Origin of the sequence: Micromonospora sp. NPDC005206, assembly GCF_040608175.1 — a bacterium.
Lineage (GTDB): Bacteria > Actinomycetota > Actinomycetes > Mycobacteriales > Micromonosporaceae > Micromonospora.
On record NZ_JBEXHU010000019.1, the window covers coordinates 86,009 to 110,532 of the forward strand.

Genomic DNA, 24,524 nt, shown 5'->3' on the forward strand with positions numbered 1-24,524 from the left:
GTCTAGCATCCACGCTAGACAGCCCTAGTTTTGGCTACCGGCTACCGCTTCTTCAGGCAGAGCACGTAGTCGAACAGGTCGATCGAGTTGTCGTGCACGTAGTTCGCGGTGGCCTGCGGCGCGAGCGTCTCGCACCGGTCCCCGTCGCTCGTCGCCGGAATCCGCAGCAGCACCTGGTAGGTGTCGGGGCCGCACGGCACCTTGCGCAGCTCCGCGTCGTCCTCGGTGCCGTCGTTGACCACGCAGTCACCCTTGGCGAACTCGTCCTCGCTCGGGCTGGGCGCGGCCGAGGTCGGCGCGTCGCTGGGCAGGACGGGCGGCACGACCGGCGCGCTCACCGACGGCCCGGACGCGGCGTTGCTGTCGTCGTCCACGGCCCTCCAGACCGCCCAACCCGCCAGGCCGAGGCACGGGCAGAGCAGGAGCAGCACCACCAGCGCGATGATCAGGGCGACCTTCCGGCCGGTCCTGTTCACCGGTGGGGCGGGCGGCATCCCGTACCCGCCCGGCACCGGCGGGCCCCACGGCCCGCCAGGCTGCCCGGGCGGTGGACCGGCCGGCGGGAACGGACCGGGCGGAGGCGGGTAGCCCGCCCCGGGGGTGGGCGGCGGGTAGCCCGGGCCCGAGGTCGGCGGCGGAGCCCACATGGGCGCGGTGGGCGGCTCCGGCGGTGGGCCCCACTGCTGCCGGGTCGGGTCGTCCGGTGGCGGGCCGTCGGCGCCGGCCGCCGGGCGCTGGTACGGGTCGTCCGGCTGCCCGGCACCCGATGGTCCGTAGGTTGTCATGTCATCCCCAGGGTGGGTGGCCTCAGCGCTGCTTCAGGCAGAGGACGAAGTCGAGGGTGTCCAGCTCGCTGTCGAAGAAGTACCAGTTGGTGTAGCCCTCGACCTTGGCGCACTTGGCTTCGGCGTCCCGCTCACCGCTGGTCGCGCCGTCGATCCGGCGCAGCACCTCGTACGACTTCGGGGCGCAGCCGCTGATCAGCAGCTTGGGCTTGCCGCCGGCCGCGCCGTCGTTGCGGACGCACTGGCCCACCTTCACGAACCGCGGGTCGGCCGACGACTCGGGCGCTGCGGCGCTCGGTGCCGGCCCAGCCGGGTCGACGGCGTCCGCGCTGGGATCCTCGGCGACGGCCGAGCCGGTCGGAGCGGTCACCGGGGCGGGATCGCTCGGACGGCTGAGGAACCAGAACGCCCCGCCACCGGCCACCACCAGCAGCAGCACGACGGCCAGCACCGCGATCAGCGGACCTCGACCACGCCCACCCGGAGCCGGCGCGGGGTCTCCGCCGTACGGACCGTCGTCGGGCCGGTACGACTCCCCGCCGCCGTACGCCGGGGCCGGGCTGTACGACCCGCCACGATAGGCGCCCTCCGAATCGCCGTAGCGCGTCTCGGGTCCGCCACCGTAGGGCGCGGCGACCCCGCCGCCGTAGGGTGTGTCGCCGTAGGGCCCAGGTCGCCCCTGGGGCGCCGGCGGGTACGACTGCACCACCGGCGGGTAGGGCTCGTGCGAGGGCGGGTAGGACTGCTGGGGCGGCCGTCCGGGCGTCTCGTCGGGTCGTTGCCCACGCCACGGTCCCGGGACGCCACCACCCGGTGGTCCGTAGTTCGTCATGCCGCCCTCCTGCACAAGTGGTGAGAGGCCGGCCACCAATGCGCGACGCCGACTCCGTGGTCACCGTAGCGTGGTCCACCGATGAGCTCACCTCCACCGAGTGCCGCGGCCCTGGCCACCCGCCGCGCCGGCACCGCGCCGACCTTGATCTGGACCGCGTTGATCGTGGTCTACCTGCTCTGGGGCTCCACCTATCTGGGCATCCGCATCGCCGTGGAGACGCTGCCCCCGCTGACGTCGGCCGCCCTGCGGTTCGCCGTCGCCGGCGCGGTGCTGGCGGTGGTGCTGCGCCTGCGCCGAGGGCCGGGCGCGCTGCGGGTGGAGCGCCGACAGCTCGGCGGCGCCGCCCTGGTCGGGGTGCTCCTGCTCGCCGGCGGCAACGGCCTGGTGGTGCTCGCCGAATCCGGGCCGTCCGGAGTGGCGGTGCCGTCCGGGATCGCCGCGCTGCTGGTGGCGACCGTGCCGTTGCTCGTGGTGCTGCTGCGTTCCGCCACCGGGGACCGACCTCCCGTCTGGACGTTCGCCGGGGTCAGCCTCGGCTTCGTCGGTCTGGTCCTGCTGGTGCTGCCCGCCGGCAGCGCGGACGCCGTGCCGCTGGTCGGGGCGTTGACCATCGTCGCGGGGGCCGCCTCCTGGTCGGTCGGATCGTTCCTGTCCGGGCGGATCCGGATGCCCGCCGACCCGTTCGTCGCCACGGTGTACGAGATGATGGCCGGAGCGCTGGTGCTGGCCGTCGTCGCCGCCGGGCGGGGCGAGCTGCGCGACTTCCACCCGGCCGAGGTCAGCACCCGGTCCTGGCTGGCGTTGGGCTACCTCATGGTGGCCGGCTCGCTGGTGGCCTTCACCGCGTACGTCTGGCTGCTGCACAACGCGCCGATCTCGCTGGTCTCGACGTACGCCTACGTCAACCCGGCGGTCGCGGTGGCGCTCGGCGCGTTGCTGGTGGCCGAGCCGGTCACCCCGCAGGTGCTGCTCGGCGGAGCGGTCATCGTGGCCGGGGTGGCCCTGGTGGTGACCACGGAACGTCCCCGCCGGCCCCGCACGGAATCGCGATCGGGGAGCGCGGGCGAGGACGACCGGCGGTAGCCTCCGGCGCATGTGGGCCGCTGCGCTGGTGCCGGTGGCGTCGCTCGGCGTGCTGGTCGGCCTCGCCGTTCCTCCGCTAGCCCGACGATTCACCACGTCGCCGGCACACTCCCCGTCGACGTCCCGGCCCTGCCGGTGGGCGTGGCTGAGCCCGGCGGTGGCGGGCGTGGTGTTCGGCGGGCTCGCCGTGGCACTGCGTGACGACCCGGCGCTGCCGGTCTTCCTCGCGGTGGCGTCGGTGGGGCTGGTGCTGGCCGCGGTCGACCTGGCCTGCCTGCGGCTGCCCGACCCGCTGGTCCTGGCCACCGCGCTGCTCGCCCTGGGTGGCCTGTCCGGTGCGGCACTGCTCGCCGGTGACCCCATGCGGCTGCTCGGCGCGCTGGCCGGCGCGGCGGTCGCCGGCACGGCGCACGTGCTGCTGGCCCTGCTGCCCGGCTCGCGGCTGGGTTTCGGGGACGTGAAGCTCGCCGCGGTCCTCGGCCTGCCGCTCGGCTGGCTGGGTCGGGACGCCCTGCTGACCGGGTTGCTCCTGCCGCACCTGTTACACGGCGGCGTGGTGCTCGGCCTGCTCGCCGCGCGGCGGGTGCGCCGGGACGCCCTGCTGCCACTCGGCCCGGCCCTGCTCGCGGGCACCTGGCTCGCCGTGGTCCTCGCCTGAGCCGCCCCGACAGCGCTCACCGGACCAACGCGCCCGGCGCATCGTCGCGGGACGTCCGTTGCCGCGCATCGCCGTCACCGCGGGGGTCTCAGATGAGGCGGAGCTGGCGGTCCTTCGGCCGGCGCGGCTCGGCCTCGCCGAACCGCTCGAACAGCCCCGGGTCGATCGAGCCGAGGAATGGCGACGGCGCACAGTCGCGCTCGACCCCGTGACGGGTACGGCGGGCGGCGTGCGTGACGTACAGCCGGTCCTGCGCGCGGGTCAGGCCGACGAAGAAGAGTCGCCGCTCCTCGGCGACCGCGTCCTCATCGGGTGTCGAGCCCGGCCACCGCAGCGGCAGCAGCCCGTCCTCGGCGCCGACCAGGAAGACCACCGGGAACTCGAGGCCCTTCGCGGCGTGCAGCGTCAGCAGGGTGACCGCCTCCGCCCGCGGGTCGAGCGCGTCCACCTCGGCTCCGGTGGCCAGCTGCGACAGGAACGTCTCCAGGTCGTCACCGCAGCGTCGGGCCAGCGGGGTCAGCAGATCCACCGCCGAGCGGACGTCCTCGGGACGGCCCACGCCGGCACCGTCCAGGGTGGGCACGGCGAAGCGCTCCGCGACCACCTGGCCGGCCAGTCGCACCCGGGCGGCCAGCGAGCCGGCCAACCCGTCGGCGTGTCGCAGCTCGCGGGCGATGGCCGCCACCCCCGGTCGGTCCCGCAGCCGGTCGTGTGAGCGTTTCTGCACCGGAATGTTGGCCCGGGTCAGGGCGTCCACGATCGGCGCGGCCTGCGCGTCGGTGCGGTACAGCACGGCGATGTCGGAGAACGACAGCGAGGTGGACCGCCCGTCGATCCGACCGGAGTCGAGCGACCGGTGGGACAGCCCGCCGACCAGCTCGTCCACGGTACGGACCACGAAGTCGGCCTCCTCGGCGACGGAGGCCGCGGGGTAGCGGCCGACCAGCGGTGCCTCCGGATCGAGCCGGGCCGGGTCCAGCCGTCGGCCCCGGACCAGCGAGGACGGCGCGATGGCCTGCACGGCGGCGGCGAGGATAGGAGCCGAGGAGCGGTAGTTGCGGTTGAGCCGGACCAGCCGGGCGTCGGTGAAGTCCTGGGAGAAGCGCAGGAAGTAGCCGACGTCGGCACCCCGGAACGAGTAGATCGCCTGGTCCGGGTCGCCGATCGCGCAGAGGTTGCCGTCGGCCGGGCTGAGCAACCGCAGCAGCTCGTACTGCACCGCGTCGACATCCTGGTACTCGTCGACGAAGATCCACCGCCAGCGGTCCCGGTAGCGTCCGACCAGCTCCCGGTCGGCCCGCAGCAGCTCCACCGGCAGGCTCACCAGCTCGTCCAGGTCGACCAGATCCTGCTTGCGCAGCAGCGCGGTGTAGCCGGCCTGGTCGTCGCCGGCCTCCGACCGGGCCGCCGCCCGCTCGGCGTCGTCGGCGATCCGGAAGTCCACCGGCAGGCCCGCCGCGTCGGCGTTCTCCCGCAGGATGGTCAGCCCCAACGCGTGGAAGGTGCCCACGGTGACGTCCTCGGCGACCGGGCCGAGCAGCCCGTCGAGGCGGTGCCGCAGCTCCTCGGCGGCCCGGCGGGTGAAGGTGATGGCCAGACAGTGCTCGGGAAAGACGTTCAGCTCCGCGCAGAGGTACGCGATCCGGTGCGTCAGCGTCCGGGTCTTGCCGGTGCCCGGGCCGGCCACGATCAGCAGCGGGCCGCCGGGCGCGGACGCGGCCACCCGTTGCATCGCGTCCAGCCGGTCCAGCAAGCCGGTGCCGACCTCCTCCATGCCCGCGAGCATCGGCTCGAACGGCTCGTGCGGCGACGGCGGCGATGCGATCGGGGGGGCCGGCGGCGGAGCGGTCTTGCGCTTCGGCTCCGCCTTCGCCGCCGCGGGGCGCTTGGCCGCCGCCTGAGCTGCCGGATCCGCGCGCTTCCGCTGCGCCGGCACCGGTACGTCGAACAGCGTCTCCTGCGCCGCGCCGGTGCTGACGCCCAGCTCCGCCGGGTCGAAGAGGGTGATCACTCCATACTCGCCGTCGTAGCCCGGCACCCGGCGTACGTCGCCGCGCCGCAGCCGTCCGATACCCTCGGCGAGCAGCTCACCGCCCGCCCGGGCGATGTCGGTCAGCGGCGTCGTGGTCAGGATCTCCAGCTCGGGGCCGAGCGCGGCGAGCAGCTCGTTGAGTCGCCCCTCGACCTTCTTCGACCGGGCACCCACCCTGTTGATCTCGCCGAGGATCTCGGCCAGCGGCACCAGGTGGGTGACCTCCCGGGCGTGCGCCGGCCGGTGCCCCTCCGGGCGGTCCGCCAGCTCCTCGATCCGGCTGAGCACGCCCACGGTGAGCGGCTTGCCGCACTCGGGGCAGCGCCCGTCTGCGGCACGGGTGCGCTCCGGCGTCCAGTTGATCCCGCACAGCCGGTGCCCGTCCGCGTGGTACTTGCCCTCCTCGGGGAAGAACTCGACGGTGCCGGCCAGGCCATCACCGGTCCGCAGCGCCTCCCGGACGGCGAAGTAGTTCCGCTCGGCGGTCAGCACGGTCGCCTCCCGGCCCAGCGCCGGCGGGGAGTGCGCGTCCGAGTTGGACACCAACTGGTAGCCGTCCAGGCTGCCGACCCGCCAGTTCATCGCCGGGTCGGAGGAGAGGCCGGTCTCCACGGCGAAGATGTGCTCGGCCAGGTCGGCGTAGCAGTCGGCGATCGCGTCGAAGCCGGACTTCGAGCCCAGCGCCGAGAACCACGGCGTCCAGATGTGCGCCGGAACCAGATACCCGTCCGGGCTCGCCTCCAGGGTGATCTCCAGCAGGTCGCGGGAGTCCAGCCCGAGGATCGGCCGGCCGTCGGAGCCGAGGTTGCCGATCCGGCCGAGCGCGGCGTTGAACCGGGCCACCGCGTCCAGGTCGGGCAGGTAGATCAGGTGGTGCACCTTGCGGGTCCGGTCGTCCCGCTTGTAGATCGTGGAGATCTCCACGCTCAGCATGAACCGGACCGGGTCTGCCTCCGCCGTGCCGGCGAGTCGGGGCGGCAGCCGGCGGGCGACGTCCCGCTCCGCCTCCGGGTCGAGCCGGTACAGCCCCGGTTCGGCCGGACGCAGCGTCTCCCGGAGATGGTCGTACCAGGCGGGGTGGGTGAAGTCGCCGGTGCCGAGCAGGGCGATGCCCTTACGCCGGGCCCACCACGCGAGGTTCGGCGTGGTGAGGTCACGGCTGCACGCGCGCGAGTACTTCGAGTGGATGTGCAGGTCCGCGACGAATGGCGGGAGGCCACCGGGGGGTACGGCGCTGAACGGGGGCACGCCGCATCCTGTCACGCCCGCCGCGCCGGCCGCCCGCCGCCACGCGCGGACGTGACGTCCGCTATGCCGAGCGCAGCTCGACCAGGGTGATCTGCGGTTCGGCCCCGACCCGGACCGGCGGACCCCAGAAACCGGCGCCGTTGGTCACGTAGACCTTGGTGCCGTCGACCTCGCCGAGCCCACTGACCACCGGCTGTTCGAGCCGGACGGCCAGGTTGAACGGCACCACCTGCCCGCCGTGGGTGTGCCCGGACAGTTGCAGGTCGACGCCGTACCGGGCCGCCTCCTTCGCCGCCACCGGCTGGTGCGCGAGCAGCACCACCGGGCGGTTCGGGTCGCGGTCACCAAGGGCGGCGGCGAAGTCCGGCCCGGCGGCGAGGCCGGTGCCCGTGCCCGAAAGGTCGTTGACGCCGGCCAGGTCGAGTACGCCGCCCCGGGCCTGGATCTCCTGCCGCTGGTTCTGCAGCACCCGCAGGCCGAGCCGGTCCACCTCCTGGACCCACTCCTCCACGCCCGAGTAGTACTCGTGGTTGCCGGTGACGAAGAAGCTGCCGTAGCGGGAGCGCAGGTCGCGCAGCGGCGCGGCGGCCGACCCAAGCTCGGCGACCGAGCCGTCGACCAGGTCACCGACGACCGCGACCAGGTCCGCGTCGAGGCGGTTGATCGCGGCGACGATGCGCTCGGTGTGCGCCCGGCCGCGCAGCGGCCCGAGGTGGATGTCGGAGACGGTGGCGATGCGCAGGCCGTCCATGCTGCGCGGAAGCTTGCCGAGCGGGATCTGCACCCGGTCCAGCTGCGGCGGGCCGAGCGCGGTGCGTACCCCGTACCCCGTGATGCCGGTGGCGGTGAGGCCGGCGAAGATGGCTGCCCCGCGGGCCAGCAGCAGCCGGCGTGCCGGGTCGTGGTCGGGCGCACGGACCGCGCTGGCGGCCGGTGGATCGGTCGGCCCGGCGGCGCCGACCAGCACCGGCTCCGGTGCGGCGGTCGTCGCATCGGCGGCGGTGACCCGGCGGCGCAGCACCAGCCGGGTGACCAGCATCGGCACTTCCAGCACGACGAGCAGGACCAGCAGGTAGAACATCAACGCGAGCCAGAGGTAGCCCGGCCAGGCGAGCCAGTAGAGCCCGGCCTGGGTCCCGACGAGGGTGGCCGGCACGAGCAGCGCCAGCACCAGGCCCGCGACACCGCCGATGCGCCGCCAGCGGCCCGGCCCGGTGGTGTCCCGGATCAGCCGCTTCCACAGGTAGAGGTGGATGAGGCCGATGACCAGCGCCAGGACGGCCACGAACCCCAGAACCGCCAACATCTGCTGTGCCTCCCTCAGCCGCCCGCGAACGGTGGCAGGACATCGATCGTGGCCCCGCCTGGCAGGGGTGCCTGCCGATCATGACAGGTGACGCCGTCCACGAGGAAACTCGCCACCCGCAGCACGGCGGCCAGCCGGTCACCGTGCCGCTGGGCCAGCTCGACGGTGAGGTCGTCGAGCGACCGGCCGGCGGCGACGGCCTCCTCGGGTCGGCCGGCGGCGGCCCGTGCGCCGGCGAAGTAGCGGATGGTCAGCGGTCTCGGGTCCACGTCTCAGCCTCCGATCGCGGACATCGGCCGGGTCGGCTGGAGGAAGGTGGGGTCGTCGATGCCGTGCCCGGCGCGCTTGCCCCACATCGCGGTGCGCCAGCGTCGGGCCAGGTCGTCGTCGTCCGCGCCGGCGCGCAGGGCGGCGCGGAGGTCGGACTCCTCGGTGGCGAAGAGGCAGGCGCGGACCTGGCCGTCGGCGGTCAGCCGGGTGCGGTCGCAGTCGCCGCAGAAGGGGCGGGTGACGCTGGCGATCACGCCGACCCGGGCCGGACCGCCGTCGACCAGCCAGGTCTCGGCCGGCGCCGCGCCGCGTTCGGCCGGGTCGGGGCTGAGGTCGAAGCGGGTACGCAGGGAGGTGAGGATTTCCTCGGCGGTGACCATCGTGCTGCGGTCCCAGCCGTGCTGGGCGTCCAGTGGCATCTGCTCGATGATCCGCAGCTGGTAGTCGTGGTCGACGGCGAAGCGCAGCAGGGCCGGTGCCTCGTCCTCGTTGACGCCCCGCATCAATACAGTATTGATCTTGACGGGGTTGAGCCCGGCGGCGGCGGCCCCGGCGAGCCCGGCGAGCACCGCGTCCAGCCGGGCGCGACGGGTGAGCTGGGCGAACCGGCCCGGGTCCAGGGTGTCCAGCGAGACGTTCACCCGGTCGAGGCCGGCCGTGTGCAGCGCCGGGGCGAGCCGGTCGAGGCCGATGCCGTTGGTGGTGAGCGAGATCCGCGGGCGGGGCTCCAGCGCGGCGACCGCGGCCACGATGCCGACCAGCCCGGGTCGGATCAGTGGCTCGCCGCCGGTGAACCGCACCTCGGTCACGCCGAGCCGCTCGACGGCCACCCGGACCAGCCGGACGATCTCCGCGTCGGTGAGCAGCTCGGGACCGGCCAGCCAGGGCAGCCCCTCGGCCGGCATGCAGTAGGTGCACCGAAGGTTGCACTTGTCGGTGAGGGACACGCGCAGGTCCCGGGCGACCCGGCCGAACCGGTCGACGAGGACGCCGTCGGTCCGCGGGGCGACGCTCACCTGTCGACCGTAGCGCGCTCGGGCCGGCCCAGGGCGGCACGGGCAGTCTGGACGACGGCATCTCGGTAACCGCCGCCGAACAGCGCGGTGTGCACCAGCAGCAGGTGTAGTTGGTGCAGCGGCACCCGGTCGGGCCAGCCGTCGGGAAGCGGCCAGCTCTCCCGATAGGCGGCCAGGGCCCGGGCCAGATGCGGGATGCCGCCGAAGAGTGCCAGCTGGGCGAGATCCGTCTCCCGGTGCCCGCCGTGCGCCGCCGGGTCGACCAGCCAGGCGCGGTCGTCGGCGCCCCAGAGCACGTTGCCCGGCCACAGGTCGCCGTGGATGCGGGCCGGCGGCTCCTCCCCGCCGAACTCGCCGACCCGACCGATCACCTGCTCGACCAGGCTGGCGTCGTCGCTGCTCAGCGCGCCGGCGTCGACCGATCGCCGCAGGTAGGGAGCGAGCCGCCGCTGGGCGAACCACGTCGACCAGCAGCCGTCGTCGGGATTGTTGTCCTGCTCGAGCGCACCGATGAAGCCGGGCCAGGTCGCACCGAAGGCCGGTGCGCCGGCCCGGTGCAGGTCGGCCAACTCCCGGCCGAAGCGCTCGGCCGCCTCCGACGTCGGCTCGCCGGGCTCCACCCAGTCGAGCGCCAGCATGTCGGGCAGCGCCACGATCACCTCGGGTACGGCGACCGCGCCGGCCTCCCGCAGCCAGCGCAACCCGGCGGCCTCGGCGGCGAAGAAGCCCTCCGGCACCGGCCGGCCTGCCCGCTCGGGCCAGGATTTGGCGAAGACCGAGTGGCCGTCGTCCAGGGTGAGTCGGGCGGCGGCGCAGATGTCCCCACCGGCGACCGGCGTCTCCCTGATCCGCTGGTGGGTCAGGAACGTCGGCAGGTGTGCCGGGTGCGCGCGCAGATACGCCAGGTCCATCAGCGCACGGTAACCGCTCCCCACGACACAACGGCACCGCCCGAACACATCAGGTCGGCCACCGGTGCCACCCGTTCCGTCCCAGCACCCGAGGATGCGCGTTGACCAGGGGCAACACGGAGAGTGACTGTGGATAAGCCGCGTGTCGTCCACAGGGGCGGCGAAGCCGGGCCAGCCCGTCGCAGGCTCCCGGCATGACCTCGACCGAACGCCCCCGGCTCGCCGTCCGCTCACCCGCCGACCTGCTCGCCGCCGTGCCGTACCTGCTCGGCTTCCACCCCGCCGACAGCGTGGTCGCGGTGGCGCTGCGCGGGCGGCGGATCATCTTCGCCGCCCGCGCCGACCTGCCCGATCCGTCGGCCGATCCGGTCGAGCCGGCCCGGCACCTGGCCGGGGTGATCCACCGCCAGGGCGCCGAGGCCGCGACCGTGGTGGGCTACGGACCGCCCGACCGGGTGACGCCGAGCGTGGATGCCGCGCGCGCCGCCCTGACCGGGGCCGGGCTGGAGGTGCTGGACGCGCTGCGGGTGACCGACGGCCGGTGGTGGTCCTACCTCTGCGCCGAGGTCGACTGCTGCCCGCCCGAGGGCCGGCCCTACGACCCGGCGGCCAACCAGGTGACCGCCTCGGCGGTCTTCGCCGGCCAGGTCGCGCTCCCCGACCGGGCCGCCCTCGTGGCGCAGGTGGCACCGGTGGACGGCCCGGCGCGGGACGCGCTGCGCGAGGCCACCGCCCGGGCCGAGCGGCGACTGACCGACCTGGTCGAGGAGGCGCCCGCGAGCGATCTGCTCGGCGGCCGGGAGCTGCGCTCCGCCGGGGTGGCGGCGGTCCGCGAGGCGCAACGCCGGCAACGGCGCGGCGAACGGCTCGACGACGACGAGGTGGCCTGGCTGAGCCTCCTGTTGACGCACCTGCCGATCCGCGACCACGCCTGGGAACGCACCGACGGTCGGGACCGGGACATCGCCCTCTGGACCGACGTGCTGCGCCGGGCCGAGTCGGAGCTGACCGCCGCTCCGGGCGCGCTGCTGGCGTTCGCGGCCTGGCGGGCGGGGCAGGGGGCACTGGCGGCGGTCGCGCTGGAGCGGACGCTGAGCCTGCACCCCGACTACTCGCTCGCCCTGCTCCTGGACGACCTGCTCCGGCGCGGCGTGCCCCCGTCCGAGCTGGACGGCTGGCCGTCGGTCGGTCTGCCCGGCGTGGTCCGCCCCCGCAGGCGGAGCCGACGTGGCCGCCGGTGACCGATCCCCTCCAGCCTCTGGTAATACCGTGGGTGCTACCAGGTTTGGTAGGCTGGCGAGCATGACCGCGAAGCGCTCAGTGAGCCTCCCCGACGACGTGGCAGAGTGGCTCGACCGGCAGCCCAACGTTTCGGCGGCGATCACCGCGGCGGTCCGGGCTCAGATGGCCCGCGCGCACCTCGACGAGGTGCTGCGGCGTGCCGGCATCGAGGTGACCGAGGCGGGCAAGGCGCGGTGGCGTGAGCGCCTGGCGGCACCCATTCCGGCGGACGCCCTGGCCGAGGGGCGCCGGATGTTGGGCGACGCCGGATGAGCGATCGGATCGCGGCCGTGTTCGACGCGTCGGCGTTGACGGCCTACATCGAGGGCAACGTATCGGTGGGGGAGTTGATGCTCCAGGTCGCCGATGAGGGACGTCAGGTGGCCGTCCCGGCCGCCTGTCTGGCGGTTGCCTTCGCGGGCGCGGGCGACGAGGTTGGTGCCGCGCTGCTGGCCCTGATGATGAGTGCCCCGGTGATACGCCTGCTGCCGCTCGATGCGGACGCCGTGCGAGACGCCGGCACGCTGGCCCGCGCCGCGGATGGAGACATCTCACTCGGCCATGCCGCCAGCGCGGCACTCACCCACGAGGCGCACTACGCGACCGCGCAGCCCAGGCTGGCGGCGAAGGTGCTACCGACCAACTGGAGCATCCTCGACCTGGACTGACGAGCGGCTGCATTCCGGCGCCAGGAGGGCCGGCAGGCGATCGGCATGTTCGGTGTGGTCCGAACGATGTACGCGTTTCTCCTGTCAGCGGTCGACTCGGCAGAGCAGACGCCACCGGACAATCATCAGGTGCCCCTGCCAAACGAATGCCCCAGATGAGCGTCGGACTGCTGCTGTCGCTCGCAGGCCTGGCCCTGGTCGACAGCACCAGCATCGGGACTCTCTTCATCCCGGTCTGGTTGCTGCTCGCGCCCGGGACGGTCAACGCCCGGCGGATCCTCGTCTACCTCGGCACGATCGCCGTCTTCTACTTCGCTGTCGGGCTGCTGCTCGCCGTGGGCGGCAGCCGGCTGGCCGACGTACTCGGCGGGGCGCTGGACAACCGGCCGGTGCTCTGGGCGCAGCTCGTCCTCGGGGTCGGGCTGTTCGCGCTCAGCTTCCGCTACGACGGCAAACGACGCCCGCGCGGCGGCGGTGTGCTGCGCTGGCGGGACCGGGTCACCGCCGGCGACTCCTCGGCGCGATGGCTGGTGGGGCTGGCGCTGCTCGCCGCGCTCGCGGAGGTGGCGACGATGCTGCCGTACCTCGGCGCGGTCGGCCTGCTGACCACCTCCGGGCTCGGCGCGGCGGAGATCGTGGGGCTGCTCGCCGGCTACTGCCTGGTCATGGTGCTGCCGGCGGTGGTGCTGCTGGGGGCGCGGATGGCGTGGCCGAGCCTGGTCGAGCCGGTGCTGGTCCGGCTCAACGCCTGGATCGTGCGGCACTCCGGCGGCATGCTCGGCTGGATCCTCGGCATCGCCGGTTTCCTGCTGGCCCGTGACGCCGGCATCCGGCTGGGGCTGTTCGACTAGCTGGCCGATCAGATGGTGACCCGCTCGGTACGGGTGTAGACGTTCATCGTGGTGCCACGCAGGAAGCCGACCAGCGTCATTCCCGCCTCCTCGGCCAGCTCGGCGGCGAGGGTGCTCGGCGCGGACACCGCGGCCAGCAGTGGCACTCCGGCCATCCACGCCTTCTGGGTCAGCTCGAAGCTGGCACGGCCGGAAACCAGCAGCAGGTGCCCGGCCAGCGGCAGCCGTCGTTCCCGCACCGCCCAGCCGATCACCTTGTCCACGGCATTGTGTCGACCCACGTCCTCCCGGAGCACCACCAGCTCTCCGGCGGGCGAGAAAAGCCCCGCCGCGTGGAGCCCGCCGGTCCGGTCGAAGCCGCGTTGGCCGGCACGCAGCCGGTCGGGCAGCTCGGCGAGCAGGGCGGCCGGCACGGTGAGCGGGTCCGCCGCCACAGGGAACAGCGAACGGGTGCGGACGGCGTCGATGCTGGCCTTGCCGCAGACCCCGCAGGAGCTGGTCGTGTAGAAGTTCCGGGTCGGGTCGGTGGTCGGTTCCGGCACCCCGGGGGCGAGCACCACGTCCACCACGTTGTACGTGTTCGGCGTCTCCGCGCCGGCGCAGAGCTGCGCGGTCTGCACGTCGTCGGTCGACCGGATCAGCCCCTCGGTCAGCAGGAAGCCGATGGCCAGGTCCAGGTCGTCCCCGGGGGTGCGCATGGTGACCGCGAGCGGCCGTCGCCGGCCGGGGCCGGCCGGGCCCACCCGGATCTCCAGCGGCTCCTCCACCGCCAGGCTGTCCGGCCGGCGGACGGGTCCACGCCCGTCGGCCGCCGCGTCCAGGTCGATCCGGAGTACGCCCCGTCGGTCAGTCGCCCGTCCCATCCCGCCATCCTGCACCCCGCGCCGGTACGCCCGCACGGCCACCGGGCATCGGCGCCGGCCGCCGGCCGGATGGTGGCACGGCTACCGTGGCCGGATGGGGACGTACGCCGCGGTGGTGCTCGCCGGTGGGGCGGCCCGACGGATGGGCGGGGTGGACAAGCCCGCGCTCCCGGTCGGCGGCCGGTCGATGCGCGACCGGGTGCTGGCCGCCGTCGCCGATGCCGCGCCGAGGGTGCTGGTCGGTCCGGCGGGCGCGGTTCCGCCCGGCGTGCGGGTGACCCGGGAGGATCCGCCCGGCGGGGGACCGGTCGCCGCGGCGGCGGCCGGGCTGGCACTGCTCGACCCGGCAGCGAACCTGGTCGCGCTGCTCGCCGCCGACCTGCCGCTGCTCACCCGCGCCGCGATCGGCGAGCTGCTGACCCACCTGGCCCCGTCGCACACCGGACCGGTGGGCGGCGGCACCGTCGGGCTGGAGCGGCTACCCGGCGGGGCGTGCTTCGTCGACGCGGATGGGCGGCGGCAGTCGCTCTGCGGGGTGTGGCGGGTCACCGCGCTGCGTGCCGGGATGGACCGGCTGGCGGCCGAGCGGGGCGGCAGCCTCGCCGGGGCTCCGGTCCGGGCGCTGCTGGCCGGCCTCGTCGTCCGCGAGGTGCCGTGGTCCGGTGACGGCCCGCCGCCCTGGTTCGACTGCGACACTGACGAGGACGTACGCCGGGCGGAGGAGTGGGCGCGATGACGGTGATGGACGACTGGGTGACGGCGGCCTGTACCGAGCTGGACCTGGGCCCGGCCCAGGTGCCCGTGCCGGTGGTGCTGGACCTGGCCCGCGACGTCGCCCACCAGGTGTTGCGACCGGGCGCGCCGGTCACGGCGTACCTGCTCGGGCTGGCGGTGGGCCGGGGCGCCGACCCGGCGGACGCCGCCGCCCGGCTCAGCGCCCTCGCGGCCACCTGGCCGGTCGAGTTGGGCTCCGATCCCGCCGGTCCGTCAGCGGTCTGACCGGCGGCTTCCGCGCCGATGAGAACCGCCGCGGATCCGTGGCGGGCCATGCCGGTGTCCGATCCCGGTCGGGGCTGATTCGACGCCCGGACGGCGTGGGTAGGGTGATCGTGACGGACGGAGGCGATCATGACGGCTGACCACCCCTCGGCGCCGAACAATGAGCTGCCCGGCGGTACGGCCGAGCCGGCGGAGTCGATCCTGCTCGACGAGCCGAGCACCACGGATCTGCGGGCCAAGGTGACGGAGGCGTGGCAGGAGTTCGCCCGCGCGCTCGCCGTCCGGCTGCGGGAGCTGCCCGCTGGCGCGCACCTCGAACTGACCCTGGACCCCACCGCCTCCGGCACCGGGGACGCCGTCTACTCGATCAGCGTCGACGTGGACGGCGACGGCCGGTTCTCCGCCCGGGCGGTCGGCAACGCCACCCTGCCGGCGGGCTACCGCCTGGATCGCGCCGCGGTGGCGGACATGGTCGCGCTCGGCTGGTCCCCGCCGGGGGTGGTGGCCGGCTCCGGTGGTTTCTTCGGGTTGGACGGCACGACAGCGGAGGCGACCCGGATCGCCGCGCTGCTCTCCCGGACGCTGCGCGACGTCTACGGCGCCCCGCACCCGGCGTTCCTCGTCTACCTGGTGCAGGACGCCGAGGGTGAGCCGCTGACCGTGGAGCCGCTGGGCACCGCGCGTAGCGAGTTCGGCCCGGACGCCGACGTCGAGGCCGACCTGGAGGAGGCACTGGCCGAGGCGGCCGCCGCGCAGGTCGAGCGTGACGACGTGCTCGACCTGGCGGATCGGGTCCGCACCGTTGTCTCCACCATGCTGAAGTCCGACACCGACCGGTTGCAGGTCGACTCGGACGGCGACATCAACATCCGCGCCGGTTCGGCGATGGTCTTCGTCCGGGTGCGGGACAATCCGCCCCTGGTGGACGTCTTCTCCCCGGTGCTCACCGAGGTGGAGCCGACCGAGCGGCTCTACGTCAAGCTCTCCGAGTTGACCAACCGGATGCCGATCGGCCGCCTCTACTGCGCGGAGGACACGGTCTGGGCGTCCATTCCGGTCTTCGGCCGCAACTTCCAGGCCACCCACCTGATGCTGGCGGTGCAGGTGATGACCGGGCTCGCCGACGAGTTGGACGACCGGCTGCACGGCGAGTTCGGCGGCAAGCGGTTCTTCGGCGAGGGCGACAAGCCGGTCCGGCGTGACGAGTCCGAGCACCGCACCGGCATGTATCTCTGAGCGTGGTTTCAGGAGACGTCGAGCAGGGTCTTGCCGACCGTCGAGCGGGCCTCGATGGCGGCGTGCGCGTCGGCGGCGCGCTCCAGCGGGAAACGCTGCCCGATCACTGGCCGCAGCCGGCCGGCCGCCGCCTCCGCCAGCGCCCGACCGGTGTACGCCCGCAGGCGCGCGGGCGGCACGTCCGGCCGGACCAACGTGACCTGCCGTGCGGTGGCGGCCTCCACGGACACCGGTGACCACTCGCCGCTGGCCAGCCCGAAGCTGACCATGCGGCCGCCCGGGGCCAGCAGCTCGAAGGCCGTCTGGGCGACCGGCCCGCCGACACCGTCGAACACCACGTCGACCCCGCCCACCGCGTCCCGGATCCGGGCGGCCCAGCCCGGCGCGCGGTAGTCAACGGACAGCTCGGCACCCAGTCCGGGTAGCAGGTCCACCTTGCGTTGCCCACCGGCCACGCCGATCACCCGGGCACCGGCCCGGGCCGCGAGCTGCACCAGCAGACTGCCCACCCCGCCCGCCGCGGCCTCCACCAGCACCCGGTCCCCCGGGTGGACGCCGACCGCCTCGGTCAGCATCGTGGCGGTACGTCCGTCGGCCAGCAGCGCGACCGCCGCGTCCAGCGCCAGCCCGGCCGGGACCTCGATCGGCGCGGACGCGTGCACCGCCACCCGTTCGGCGTATCCGCCGGAGCCGCCCGTGGCGCTGACCACCCGCCGCCCGGTCAGCCCGGGGTCGACGCCCGGCCCGACGGCGGCGATCACCCCGCCGACGCCGTTGCCGGGGATCAGCGGCGGGGTGACCCGGAACGGCCCGGGGCGACCGGAGCGCTGCTGCGTCTCGACGAAGGTGATGTTCGCGTGCGCGACGTCGATCAGCACCTGACCTGGGCCGGGTGCCGGGTCGGGTGCCGGGCCGGGCACCAGCACCTCGGGCCCACCGAATGCACGTATCCAGACCGCCCGCACGGAACCCCCTCGGCCGTGGTGGGAGTTCTGCCCACACTCCGCCGCCAGTTCATCTGTTGAACCGGGCTTGAGGTCAAGGGCGGGTGGGGCCCGGAAACCCCGAGGTCGGCCGGTGCGGCGGGCGGATCCGGTCAGCGGGTGGAGGGGCCGACGCCGGGGGATTCGACCAGCCGGGAGAGCACGATGGTGCTGCGGGTGGAGGTCACGAAGGACTCGGCGCGTAGCCGCTCCAACGCCGCCTCCAGGTGGGCGATGTCGGCGGCGCGCAGGTGCACCAGCGCGTCCGCCTCACCGGAGACGGTGTACGCGCCGACCACCTCCGGGTGCCGGCGGGCCGCCACGCCGATCTGCGCCGGGGTGGTCCGGCCGGCACAGAACAGCTCGACGAACGCCTCGGTGGTCCAGCCGACGGCCGCCGGATCAACCACGGCCGTGAATCCCCTGATCACGCCGGTGGCGCGCAGTCTGTCGACCCGGCGCTTGACCGCCGGGGCGGAGAGTGACACCCGGGTGCCGATGTCGGCGTACGACGCGCGGGCGTCGGCGACGAGCAACGCAATGATCCGCTGGTCTACCGCGTCTATCTGCAACGTTCCGCCTCTGGGAAGCAATGGTTGTGGCTGTTACCAAAGTTCAACGGTACCTACTCTTGGTGACCGTGAACCAGCAGCGAGTCCCGCGAAAGCGGACATATCTCATGTGCTCGCCCGAGCACTTCGCGGTGGAATACGCGATCAATCCGTGGATGGACGTGACCACTCCCGTCGACCGGGAACTGGCCGTCAAGCAGTGGGACCGGCTGCGCGAGACGCTGGTCGGTCTCGGCCACGAGGTACACCTGCTCACGCCCGAGCGGGGCCTGCCCGACATGGTGTACGCCGCCAACGGCGGCTTCGCGGTGGACGGCAGTGTCTACGGCGCGCGGTTCAAACACGAGCAGCGGGCCGCCGAGGCCGCCCTGCACCATGCCTTCTACGAGTCGCAGGGCTGGCGGTTCATCGCCCCGAGCGAGACCAACGAGGGCGAGGGTGACTTCGCGTACGTGCCGGAGGCGCACGGCGGGCTCATCCTGGCCGGGCACGGCTTCCGCACCGAGATCCCGGCGCACGCCGAGGCGCAGGAGGCGCTGGGCCGGCCGGTGGTGTCACTGCGTCTGATCGACCCGCGCTTCTACCACCTGGACGTGGCGCTCGCCGCCATCGACGACTCGAACATCGTCTACTTCCCCGGCGCGTTCTCCGCGGCCAGCCAGCGGGTGCTCACCCAGCTCTTCCCGGACGCCGTGATCGCGGACGACGAGGACGCGATGGCCTTCGGGATCAACCTGGTCAGCGACGGCGCGAACGTGGTGCTCAGCAGCGAGGCCACCCGGCTGGCCGGCAAGCTCAAGGCCGCCGGCTACACCCCGGTCCCGGTCGATCTGGCCGAGCTGAAGAAGGGCGGCGGCAGCGTGAAGTGCTGCATCGGGGAACTCCGGCACTGACCGGAACACCGCCGCGTACGTCCGGGCCGGCCTCCCGTTGGGGAGGCCGGCCCGGGACCGTGCTCGTGGTGGGCGGTCAGCCCAGCGTGGCCAGCTCGTTGATCAGCACGTTCGACATGACCTGACCGTCGCGCTGCACCTCCCGCAGGTACCACTTCTGCTGCGGGGTGCGCGGCTGGTTGAACTGCCAGATGCCGCGCGGGCTGTCGATCTGGCCGATCTTGCCCAGCGCCAGGTTGACCTGCTGGGGGGTGGGTGACCCGCCGGTCAGCTGGATCGCCTGGTCGAGCACCTGCGCCGCGTCGTACGAGGCCATCGCGTAGGTGGTCGGCGTGACCTGGTACTTCTTGCGGTAGGCCGAGGCGAAGACCCGGTTGGACGTGTTGTTCAGGTCGGCCGAGTAGTTCAGGGCGGTCTGGATGCCGAGCGCGTCCCTGTCCATGCTCTCCAGCACGCTGCCCTCGGTGAGGAAGCCGGGTGCGTACACCGGCCCGGAGAACTGGTCACGCAGCTGCTTGATGAACTCCACCGCCGCCGCGCCGGCGTAGAAGCAGACGACCGCGGTCGGCTTCTTGGTCAGCGCCTTGCGGATGTCCGCGCCGTACGTGTTCTTCCCGGGGTTCGGGGTGGGGTTGGTGTTGGTCACCGGGTCGGCGATCCGCGGGTCGCTGGCGCCGAACTCCTGCCGGAAGCCCCGCACCACGTCCGGGCTGCCGACGTTCTCCGGCATGATCATCGCGATGCGGCCGTTCGACGGCAGCTGGTCGCGCAGGTAGCGGCCGAGCGCCCGGCCGGCCTCGTCCAGCACGTAGGACGTCCGCCAGATGTAGAAGACACTCTGCAGGCTGCTCGGCGAGGCGTTGGAGCCGATCAGCGGGACCCGGGCCTGCTCGACGGTGTCCCGGATGCCGACCATCACCGCCGAGTTGACCACACCGGTGAGCGCCAGCACGCCCTTCTTGAGCAGGTCCTCGACGGCGGCCTTGCCGGTCTTGGCGGTGTCGCCCTCGTCGGCGGTCAGCAGCTCCACCGGGTGCCCGCCCAGCCGCTGGTCGTGCAGGTCGAGGAAGAGCTGGAAGCCGTTGGTGATGTCCTCACCGATGCTCTTGAAACCGCCGGCCTCCGGCGTGATCAGACCGATCTTGATCGGGCCCCGGCTGGCGGTCGACGGGTCGTCGGTGTCGGAGCCGCACGCGGCGGCGAATCCGGTGGTACCGAGCGCGGCCAACAGCTGGAGCGCCCGCCTGCGATTCATCTGCGACACCGAGTTCCTTCCCAGAAGCGTTGCAGGGCAGAACACCGCCCCTCCGGCGTTCTACCTGCTCCGCGACGCTGCGTCAATGGCTAGTGATCATCGTGCAGGGACCGCAACATAACCAGGACCCGGGGCCAGGCCGGGGACTCCGGGTCGATCAGCCCGAAATGCTCGCATCCGGGCAGTTCGACAAGGGAGATGTCGGATCCCGCGGCACGCGCCGCCGCCACGAACTCCCGGCTCATCGTCACCGGCACCTGCTGGTCGGCCGAACCATGCATGACTACTGTGCGTGTCTGAGTCGGCACCAATGACCGTGGATCAGTCGCCGCGTACCGGTCCGGGACCTGCGCCGGGCCGCCGCCGAGCAGCGCCGCCACCGCGCCCGAGTCCAGGTCCTGCCGGTACGCCTCAACCAGGTCGGCCACCGGGGCCAGGGCGAGCACGCCGCCCACCGTCGCGGGCGCGGTGGCCGCCACGTACAGCGCCAGGTGGCCACCGGCGGAGTGGCCGATCAGGATCGGGGCGGCCCGGGACACCTGGCCGGGCAGCGCCTCGGCGGCCAGCCCGGGCAGTTCGGCGACCCCGGTCAGCACGTCGGTCATGGTCCCCGGCCAGCCGCCGCCCGGCTGCCCGGTGCGCCGGTACTCCAGTTGCGCCACCGGGTGGCCGGCCGAGGCGAGCGCGGCGGCCAGCGGCCCGGTGTGCCGCCGGTCGTACTCGGCCCGCCAGAAGCCACCGTGCACCACGACGACCAGTGGTCGTGCCGGGCCGGCGCCGGCCGGTTGCCGCAGGTCGGCCACCTGGTCGGGGTGGTCGCCGTACGCCACGGTCCGGTCGGGCTCCGGAGCGGGCCGGGTCAGCACGGCGCGCGGGTCGGCAGGCATGGCGCGACGGTAGCGCGCCCCGCCCGGGTGGTTCGGCCCCGGGAGTCGGTCCCGGGGGGCATGGGTTGCGCCCGCTGGGTAAAGATGGACCCCATGACCGAAGCGCACTCCGACGCACAAGACGACGAGACCGACCGCGACGATTCCGGCCACTCCGGCACCGTGGTGGTGGTCGGCCCGGACGGTCGGCCGATCGGCACGGTGCAGACCGAGGAGGGGCAGGGCGAGGACCCGACCCGCCTGGTCGAGCAGCCGGCCAAGGTCATGCGGATCGGCAGCATGATCAAGCAGTTGCTGGAGGAGGTCAAGGCGGCCCCGCTCGACGACGCCAGCCGCAGCCGGATGCGTGAGATCCACGAGCGGTCCATCGTCGAGCTGAAGGAGGGCCTCGCCCCCGAGCTGCGCGACGAGTTGGAGCGGATCTCGCTGCCGTTCACCGAGGACAAGGCCCCGAGCGAGAGCGAACTGCGGATCGCGCACGCCCAGCTCGTCGGCTGGCTGGAGGGTCTGTTCCACGGCATCCAGGCGGCCCTGGTCGCTCAACAGATGGCCGCCCGGGTGCAGCTGGAGCAGATGCGCTCCGGCCGGCAGGCGCTGCCCAGCGGTCCCGGCGGGATGGTGCCGGGGATGCCGGGCATCGGCCAGCCGAGCGGTGGCGAGGGGCACAACACCGGCCAGTACCTCTGACCCGGCCGGCTCAGTCCAACCCGAAGATCTTCTCCAGGTACGCCGCCACGCCGTCCTCGGAGTTCGCCGCGGTCACCTCGTCGGCGACCGCCAGGACGGCGCGGTGTGCGTTGGCCACCGCCACGCCCCTCCCGGCCCAGCTCAGCATCGGCACGTCGTTGGGCATGTCGCCGAAGGCCAGCACATCCGCCGCACGCACCCCGAGCCGGTCGCAGTACCAGTCCAGCCCCGCAGCCTTGGTCACCCCGGCCGCGGAGATCTCCACCAGCCCCGAGGACGACGAGTGCGTCGCCTCGGCCAGCCCGGCCACCGCCGCGGCGACCAGCGCGACGAACGCGTCCGGGTCCTGCTCGCCGGCGCGGGCGAGCAGCTTCACCGCCGGGGCCGAGAGCAGCTCCTCCGGCGTTTCGACCGGGCGGATCATTTCCGGGTCGGTGTCCCAGCGCAGCGGGTAGTCCGCCTCGTGCCGCATCTGCCGGCTGTCGAGGATCTCCACCGCGAAGCTGATCCCGGGCACCTCGGCGCGCAGCCGTCGGGCCACCTCGGCCAGGTGCTGCGGCGCGAGCGGGTCCGCCCGCAGCACCTCGTCCTCGAACGGGTCGTAGACCACGGCGCCGTTGGCGCAGACCGCAGGCAGCGGCTCGGCCAGCTGGTCGTACACCATCTTCAGCCAGCGGACGGGACGGCCGGTGACCAGCACGACCGGCGTGCCCCGCGCGGAGATCCGGGCGAGCACGTCGGCGGTGTGCGGGCTGACGGTGTGGTCGTCGCGGATCAGCGTGCCGTCGATGTCGGTGGCGATCAGTCGGGGCGTCTCTCCCATCACCGGGACAGTAGCCGGTCCAGATACACCGCCACCCCGTCGTCGTCGTTGCGGAGGGTCACCTCGTCGGCGGCGGCACGGACGGCGGGGTGCGCGTTGGCCACCGCCACCCGGGACCAGCCGGCCCATTCGAACATCGGCAGGTCGTTGGGCATGTCACCGAAGACCAGCACGTCGGCGGGGTCGACCCCGAGCGTCTGCGCGACCACGGTCAGCCCCGTCGCCTTGTCCACCCCGGGCGGGCAGATCTCGATGAACCCGAGCCCGGCCTGGGTGAGCGTGGCGACCTGCGGCGGGACGATCCGGCGGGCCACGGCCAGCAACTCGTCCACGTGGTGGTCGGCGGTCCGGGCGAAGGCCTTGATCACGTCGCAGGAGAGGCACTCCGCACGGGTACGCGCCTCGAACCTGTCCTGGTAGGGCCAGCTCGCGTGATAGTCGCCCCAGAGAGGGGCGTCGTGCTCGTCGGAGGCCTCGACCATGACGGTCAACGGGCCGACCTCGGCCTCCAGGTCGGCGAGCAGCCGGGCCAGCACCTCGCCGGCCAGTCGCTCCTCGCGGAGCACCACCGGGCCGGTCGGGTCGCTCTGGTCGACCACCCACCCGCCGCCAGCCATCACCAGAAAGTCGGCGGCCCGGATGTCGTTGCGGCTCAGCTCGGTCAGCCGCGGTCCGCGCCCGGTCGCGCCGACCACCGGAATGCCGGCGGCCCGCACCCGGTCGAGCACCCCATGGGTGTACGCGGAGACGGTGTCGTCGCTGCGAACCAGCGTCCCGTCAAGGTCGGTCGCGATCAGCTTGGGCAGTCCCGGGCGGGTCATCGTGCCTCCTTCGCCCGCCGCCGTCGCAGCCTGCCGTGCGGTACTGGTGCCGAGACCCGGCGTTACGGCGGGCAGCAACCGTACCTCGCGGAACAGGTCGCAACCATGGCTTCCAGGCGAATCGGGCGCCAACGCACGGCGCACCGCCGGTGTCCACGAATCGCAGGTCAGACGGTGCGGGCAGAGCGTCGGACCGCGCCCCTGACGCGGCTCAGGCCGGGGGTTCGGGGCGGGCGAACGGAGCGGCCGAGGTGACCGTCAGGTCGGCCGGCGGGGGCGGGCCGTCCTCGTCGATCGGGCCGCGGTCCCGACGGCGGCGCCAGCCTCGTCCCGCCGCACCGTCCCCGGCCCGGTCGTCCTCCGCAGGCCCCGCCGGTGCGCCGATCGCAGTGGCCGCTGGCAGCCGCAGCGCGAGACCGAGCAGCACGCACGCGATGAACGCCATCACCAGGCCGCGACCGTACTCGACCCCGAAACCGTCCTGCGGTGAGTAGTAGAGGCTGCGCTCACTGGGGTCGTCGAGCGTGCCCGTTGCGACGGCCAGCAGCGCCAGCAGGGCGCCGGCGAGGGTGAGCCCGGCCAACCGGGCGTTCGGCCGGACAGTCGCCGTGCCCCGCAGCGCCAGCGCGACGGTGCAGAACAGGCCGAGCAGCCCGACCAGGTAACCGACTCCCAGGCCGCCGACCTCGGAAACCCCGACGGGCACCTCGATCGTGGTGTTCCCCTCCGGGCCGCCGTTCGGCATGGTCATCACCAGCCACTCCCCGACCAGCGAGGCGACCCCGGCCACCGCGCCGAGCCCCGCGAGCAGCAGAGGCAGCCGGGGGTCCCGGGCGAAACCGGCCAGGGTTCGGCCCAACGCGCGCCGCCGCGTCGGATCGTCGGCACCCCACTCGACCACGGCGGGGCCGTCGGACCGCTCGCCTTGCCGGGGGATCGGCAGCTCCTCGGACATCGGCCATCCTTCCGCCGGTCACGGGCCTGCGTCGAATCATGGCACAGCCGACGGGTGGTGACGGGAATCGCAGGGCCGGCGTCCGTGCCGGTCGGTCGCCCGGTGGTCGCCTATCCGCTAGCGTTCTGGTCATGCCTATCCGTACCGCTTCCGCACAATGGCAGGGCAATCTCACCGAGGGTTCGGGCACCGTCCGCACCGGTAAGGGCGGCCTGTCGGGCACCTACTCCTTCAAGTCACGCTTCGAGGAGGGCGAGGGCACCAATCCCGAGGAGCTGATCGCCGCCGCGCACTCCGGCTGCTTCTCGATGGCGTTCTCGAAGGCCCTCGCCGACGCCGGCTCGACGCCCACCTCGGTCGACACCACCGCCAAGGTCCACCTGGACAAGACCGACGCCGGGATGACCGTGACCCGGATCGAGCTGGAGACCGTCGGCCAGGTGCCGGGCATCGACGACGCGGAGTTCCAGAAGCTCGCCGAGACCGCCAAGGCCAACTGCCCGATCTCCCGCCTGCTCTCGCCGGGCGCCGAGATCACCCTCACCGCCCGCCTGGCCTCCTGAGCCGGTCGACCCGTACGCCGCACGTTCACGGACAGGGTCTCCG

26 protein-coding genes and 1 pseudogene are annotated in these 24,524 nt (G+C 73.5%); 12 read left to right on the forward strand and 15 right to left on the reverse strand.

Annotated features, from left to right (window positions below; translation table 11 throughout):
• Positions 1-41 precede the first annotated feature (41 nt).
• On the reverse strand, positions 42-449 hold the full coding sequence (locus ABZU69_RS27095; protein WP_354967218.1) for a hypothetical protein: 408 nt from the start codon (positions 447-449) through the stop codon (positions 42-44).
• 358 nt (positions 450-807) lie between these two features.
• Positions 808-1,260, reverse strand: a pseudogene (locus ABZU69_RS27100) (flagellar basal body protein FliL); the annotation flags it as partial.
• Positions 1,261-1,698: 438 nt separating this feature from the next.
• Here ABZU69_RS27100 and ABZU69_RS27105 point away from each other — a divergent pair.
• A complete protein-coding gene (locus tag ABZU69_RS27105) occupies positions 1,699-2,703 on the forward strand; it encodes an EamA family transporter (protein ID WP_354967137.1) in 1,005 nt (334 codons plus the stop codon).
• Between the two features lie 10 nt (positions 2,704-2,713).
• Positions 2,714-3,361: a prepilin peptidase gene (locus ABZU69_RS27110; RefSeq protein ID WP_354967138.1), complete on the forward strand. Its 648-nt coding sequence runs from the start codon at positions 2,714-2,716 to the stop codon at positions 3,359-3,361.
• 88 nt (positions 3,362-3,449) lie between these two features.
• On the opposite strand, the gene ABZU69_RS27115 is transcribed toward ABZU69_RS27110, so the two are convergent.
• The 5 genes from ABZU69_RS27115 to ABZU69_RS27135 all read right to left on the reverse strand — a co-directional run bounded on the left by ABZU69_RS27115 (position 3,450) and on the right by ABZU69_RS27135 (position 10,144).
• A complete protein-coding gene (locus ABZU69_RS27115; RefSeq protein ID WP_354967139.1) occupies positions 3,450-6,641 on the reverse strand; it encodes a UvrD-helicase domain-containing protein in 3,192 nt (1,063 codons plus the stop codon).
• A 61-nt stretch (positions 6,642-6,702) separates the two neighbouring features.
• Positions 6,703-7,947 carry a metallophosphoesterase gene (locus ABZU69_RS27120; RefSeq protein ID WP_354967140.1) on the reverse strand — a complete coding sequence of 415 codons (1,245 nt, stop codon included), beginning with the start codon at positions 7,945-7,947 and terminating at the stop codon, positions 6,703-6,705.
• Between the two features lie 14 nt (positions 7,948-7,961).
• Positions 7,962-8,216 (reverse strand): MoaD/ThiS family protein, encoded by a 255-nt coding sequence (locus ABZU69_RS27125; protein ID WP_354967141.1) that lies wholly within the window; start codon positions 8,214-8,216, stop codon positions 7,962-7,964.
• 3 nt (positions 8,217-8,219) lie between these two features.
• Positions 8,220-9,233 (reverse strand): GTP 3',8-cyclase MoaA, encoded by a 1,014-nt coding sequence (gene moaA / locus ABZU69_RS27130; RefSeq protein WP_354967142.1) that lies wholly within the window; start codon positions 9,231-9,233, stop codon positions 8,220-8,222.
• A complete protein-coding gene (locus tag ABZU69_RS27135; protein WP_354967143.1) occupies positions 9,230-10,144 on the reverse strand; it encodes a fructosamine kinase family protein in 915 nt (304 codons plus the stop codon). The genes moaA and ABZU69_RS27135 overlap by 4 nt, the downstream gene beginning before the upstream one ends.
• Before the next feature lie 194 nt (positions 10,145-10,338).
• On the opposite strand from ABZU69_RS27135, the gene ABZU69_RS27140 reads away from it, so the two are divergent.
• The 4 genes from ABZU69_RS27140 to ABZU69_RS27155 all read left to right on the forward strand — a co-directional run bounded on the left by ABZU69_RS27140 (position 10,339) and on the right by ABZU69_RS27155 (position 12,944).
• Positions 10,339-11,385 carry a DUF4192 domain-containing protein gene (locus ABZU69_RS27140; RefSeq protein ID WP_354967144.1) on the forward strand — a complete coding sequence of 349 codons (1,047 nt, stop codon included), beginning with the start codon at positions 10,339-10,341 and terminating at the stop codon, positions 11,383-11,385.
• Between the two features lie 61 nt (positions 11,386-11,446).
• Entirely contained in the window at positions 11,447-11,698 is a 252-nt protein-coding gene (locus tag ABZU69_RS27145) for a hypothetical protein (RefSeq protein ID WP_354967145.1), read from the forward strand.
• Between the two features lie 17 nt (positions 11,699-11,715).
• Positions 11,716-12,093: a hypothetical protein gene (locus ABZU69_RS27150; protein ID WP_354967146.1), complete on the forward strand. Its 378-nt coding sequence runs from the start codon at positions 11,716-11,718 to the stop codon at positions 12,091-12,093.
• A 155-nt stretch (positions 12,094-12,248) separates the two neighbouring features.
• Positions 12,249-12,944, forward strand: a complete 696-nt coding sequence (locus ABZU69_RS27155; protein ID WP_354967147.1) for a GAP family protein — start codon at positions 12,249-12,251, stop codon at positions 12,942-12,944.
• 8 nt (positions 12,945-12,952) lie between these two features.
• Here the strand turns inward: ABZU69_RS27155 and fdhD are convergent, their stop codons facing one another.
• The gene (gene fdhD / locus ABZU69_RS27160; RefSeq protein ID WP_354967148.1) at positions 12,953-13,807 is read right to left on the reverse strand and encodes a formate dehydrogenase accessory sulfurtransferase FdhD; all 855 of its coding nucleotides are present in this window, start codon (positions 13,805-13,807) and stop codon (positions 12,953-12,955) included.
• Between the two features lie 94 nt (positions 13,808-13,901).
• Here fdhD and ABZU69_RS27165 point away from each other — a divergent pair, with 94 nt between their 5' ends.
• The 3 genes from ABZU69_RS27165 (at position 13,902) to ABZU69_RS27175 (ending at position 16,042) form a co-directional block, all read left to right on the forward strand.
• On the forward strand, positions 13,902-14,543 hold the full coding sequence (locus tag ABZU69_RS27165) for an NTP transferase domain-containing protein (protein ID WP_354967149.1): 642 nt from the start codon (positions 13,902-13,904) through the stop codon (positions 14,541-14,543).
• Positions 14,540-14,806, forward strand: a complete 267-nt coding sequence (locus ABZU69_RS27170; protein WP_354967150.1) for a DUF6457 domain-containing protein — start codon at positions 14,540-14,542, stop codon at positions 14,804-14,806. Before ABZU69_RS27165 ends, ABZU69_RS27170 begins: the two co-directional genes overlap by 4 nt.
• A 129-nt stretch (positions 14,807-14,935) precedes the next feature.
• The gene (locus ABZU69_RS27175; protein ID WP_354967151.1) at positions 14,936-16,042 is read left to right on the forward strand and encodes a hypothetical protein; all 1,107 of its coding nucleotides are present in this window, start codon (positions 14,936-14,938) and stop codon (positions 16,040-16,042) included.
• Between the two features lie 8 nt (positions 16,043-16,050).
• Here the strand turns inward: ABZU69_RS27175 and ABZU69_RS27180 are convergent, their stop codons facing one another.
• Both ABZU69_RS27180 and ABZU69_RS27185 read right to left on the reverse strand, forming a co-directional pair.
• Entirely contained in the window at positions 16,051-17,007 is a 957-nt protein-coding gene (locus tag ABZU69_RS27180; protein ID WP_354967152.1) for a zinc-binding dehydrogenase, read from the reverse strand.
• Positions 17,008-17,138: 131 nt separating this feature from the next.
• A complete protein-coding gene (locus ABZU69_RS27185) occupies positions 17,139-17,597 on the reverse strand; it encodes an Lrp/AsnC family transcriptional regulator (RefSeq protein ID WP_074315467.1) in 459 nt (152 codons plus the stop codon).
• A gap of 59 nt (positions 17,598-17,656) precedes the next feature.
• Here ABZU69_RS27185 and ddaH point away from each other — a divergent pair, with 59 nt between their 5' ends.
• Complete coding sequence (ddaH, locus tag ABZU69_RS27190) at positions 17,657-18,490, forward strand: dimethylargininase (RefSeq protein WP_354967153.1); 834 nt, start codon at positions 17,657-17,659, stop codon at positions 18,488-18,490.
• 76 nt (positions 18,491-18,566) lie between these two features.
• On the opposite strand, the gene ABZU69_RS27195 is transcribed toward ddaH, so the two are convergent.
• Together ABZU69_RS27195 and ABZU69_RS27200 are read right to left on the reverse strand one after the other, a co-directional pair.
• Positions 18,567-19,754 (reverse strand): ABC transporter substrate-binding protein, encoded by a 1,188-nt coding sequence (locus ABZU69_RS27195; RefSeq protein WP_354967154.1) that lies wholly within the window; start codon positions 19,752-19,754, stop codon positions 18,567-18,569.
• 80 nt (positions 19,755-19,834) lie between these two features.
• On the reverse strand, positions 19,835-20,632 hold the full coding sequence (locus ABZU69_RS27200) for a prolyl oligopeptidase family serine peptidase (protein WP_354967155.1): 798 nt from the start codon (positions 20,630-20,632) through the stop codon (positions 19,835-19,837).
• An 84-nt stretch (positions 20,633-20,716) separates the two neighbouring features.
• On the opposite strand from ABZU69_RS27200, the gene ABZU69_RS27205 reads away from it, so the two are divergent.
• Positions 20,717-21,319: a bacterial proteasome activator family protein gene (locus ABZU69_RS27205; RefSeq protein ID WP_354967156.1), complete on the forward strand. Its 603-nt coding sequence runs from the start codon at positions 20,717-20,719 to the stop codon at positions 21,317-21,319.
• Positions 21,320-21,329: 10 nt separating this feature from the next.
• On the opposite strand, the gene ABZU69_RS27210 is transcribed toward ABZU69_RS27205, so the two are convergent.
• The 3 genes from ABZU69_RS27210 to ABZU69_RS27220 form a co-directional block, all read right to left on the reverse strand.
• Complete coding sequence (locus ABZU69_RS27210; protein ID WP_354967157.1) at positions 21,330-22,142, reverse strand: HAD family hydrolase; 813 nt, start codon at positions 22,140-22,142, stop codon at positions 21,330-21,332.
• On the reverse strand, positions 22,142-22,963 hold the full coding sequence (locus ABZU69_RS27215; protein ID WP_354967158.1) for an HAD-IIB family hydrolase: 822 nt from the start codon (positions 22,961-22,963) through the stop codon (positions 22,142-22,144). Before ABZU69_RS27215 ends, ABZU69_RS27210 begins: the two co-directional genes overlap by 1 nt.
• Positions 22,964-23,174: 211 nt before the next feature.
• Positions 23,175-23,918, reverse strand: a complete 744-nt coding sequence (locus ABZU69_RS27220; RefSeq protein WP_354967159.1) for a hypothetical protein — start codon at positions 23,916-23,918, stop codon at positions 23,175-23,177.
• A 131-nt stretch (positions 23,919-24,049) separates the two neighbouring features.
• Between ABZU69_RS27220 and ABZU69_RS27225 the strand changes: the two genes are divergently transcribed.
• Positions 24,050-24,481, forward strand: a complete 432-nt coding sequence (locus ABZU69_RS27225; protein ID WP_354967160.1) for an OsmC family protein — start codon at positions 24,050-24,052, stop codon at positions 24,479-24,481.
• Positions 24,482-24,524: the final 43 nt, after the last annotated feature.

What these genes read in the sequence shown, in the direction of transcription:
- ABZU69_RS27105 (WP_354967137.1), top strand. Translation starts at nt 1,699, where the DNA reads ATGAGCTCACCTCCACCGAGTGCCGCGGCCCTGGCCACCCGCCGCGCC.
- ABZU69_RS27140 (WP_354967144.1), top strand. Translation starts at nt 10,339, where the DNA reads ATGACCTCGACCGAACGCCCCCGGCTCGCCGTCCGCTCACCCGCCGAC.
- ABZU69_RS27145 (WP_354967145.1), top strand. Translation starts at nt 11,447, where the DNA reads ATGACCGCGAAGCGCTCAGTGAGCCTCCCCGACGACGTGGCAGAGTGG.
- ABZU69_RS27120 (WP_354967140.1), bottom strand. Translation starts at nt 7,947, where the DNA reads ATGTTGGCGGTTCTGGGGTTCGTGGCCGTCCTGGCGCTGGTCATCGGC.
- ABZU69_RS27155 (WP_354967147.1), top strand. Translation starts at nt 12,249, where the DNA reads ATGAGCGTCGGACTGCTGCTGTCGCTCGCAGGCCTGGCCCTGGTCGAC.
- ABZU69_RS27210 (WP_354967157.1), bottom strand. Translation starts at nt 22,142, where the DNA reads ATGGGAGAGACGCCCCGACTGATCGCCACCGACATCGACGGCACGCTG.
- ABZU69_RS27165 (WP_354967149.1), top strand. Translation starts at nt 13,902, where the DNA reads ATGGGGACGTACGCCGCGGTGGTGCTCGCCGGTGGGGCGGCCCGACGG.
- ABZU69_RS27215 (WP_354967158.1), bottom strand. Translation starts at nt 22,963, where the DNA reads ATGACCCGCCCGGGACTGCCCAAGCTGATCGCGACCGACCTTGACGGG.
- ABZU69_RS27110 (WP_354967138.1), top strand. Translation starts at nt 2,714, where the DNA reads ATGTGGGCCGCTGCGCTGGTGCCGGTGGCGTCGCTCGGCGTGCTGGTC.
- ABZU69_RS27200 (WP_354967155.1), bottom strand. Translation starts at nt 20,632, where the DNA reads ATGCCTGCCGACCCGCGCGCCGTGCTGACCCGGCCCGCTCCGGAGCCC.
- ABZU69_RS27135 (WP_354967143.1), bottom strand. Translation starts at nt 10,144, where the DNA reads ATGGACCTGGCGTATCTGCGCGCGCACCCGGCACACCTGCCGACGTTC.
- ABZU69_RS27170 (WP_354967150.1), top strand. Translation starts at nt 14,540, where the DNA reads ATGACGGTGATGGACGACTGGGTGACGGCGGCCTGTACCGAGCTGGAC.
- ABZU69_RS27220 (WP_354967159.1), bottom strand. Translation starts at nt 23,918, where the DNA reads ATGTCCGAGGAGCTGCCGATCCCCCGGCAAGGCGAGCGGTCCGACGGC.
- fdhD (WP_354967148.1), bottom strand. Translation starts at nt 13,807, where the DNA reads ATGGGACGGGCGACTGACCGACGGGGCGTACTCCGGATCGACCTGGAC.
- ABZU69_RS27205 (WP_354967156.1), top strand. Translation starts at nt 20,717, where the DNA reads ATGGACCCCATGACCGAAGCGCACTCCGACGCACAAGACGACGAGACC.
- ABZU69_RS27175 (WP_354967151.1), top strand. Translation starts at nt 14,936, where the DNA reads ATGACGGCTGACCACCCCTCGGCGCCGAACAATGAGCTGCCCGGCGGT.
- ABZU69_RS27225 (WP_354967160.1), top strand. Translation starts at nt 24,050, where the DNA reads ATGCCTATCCGTACCGCTTCCGCACAATGGCAGGGCAATCTCACCGAG.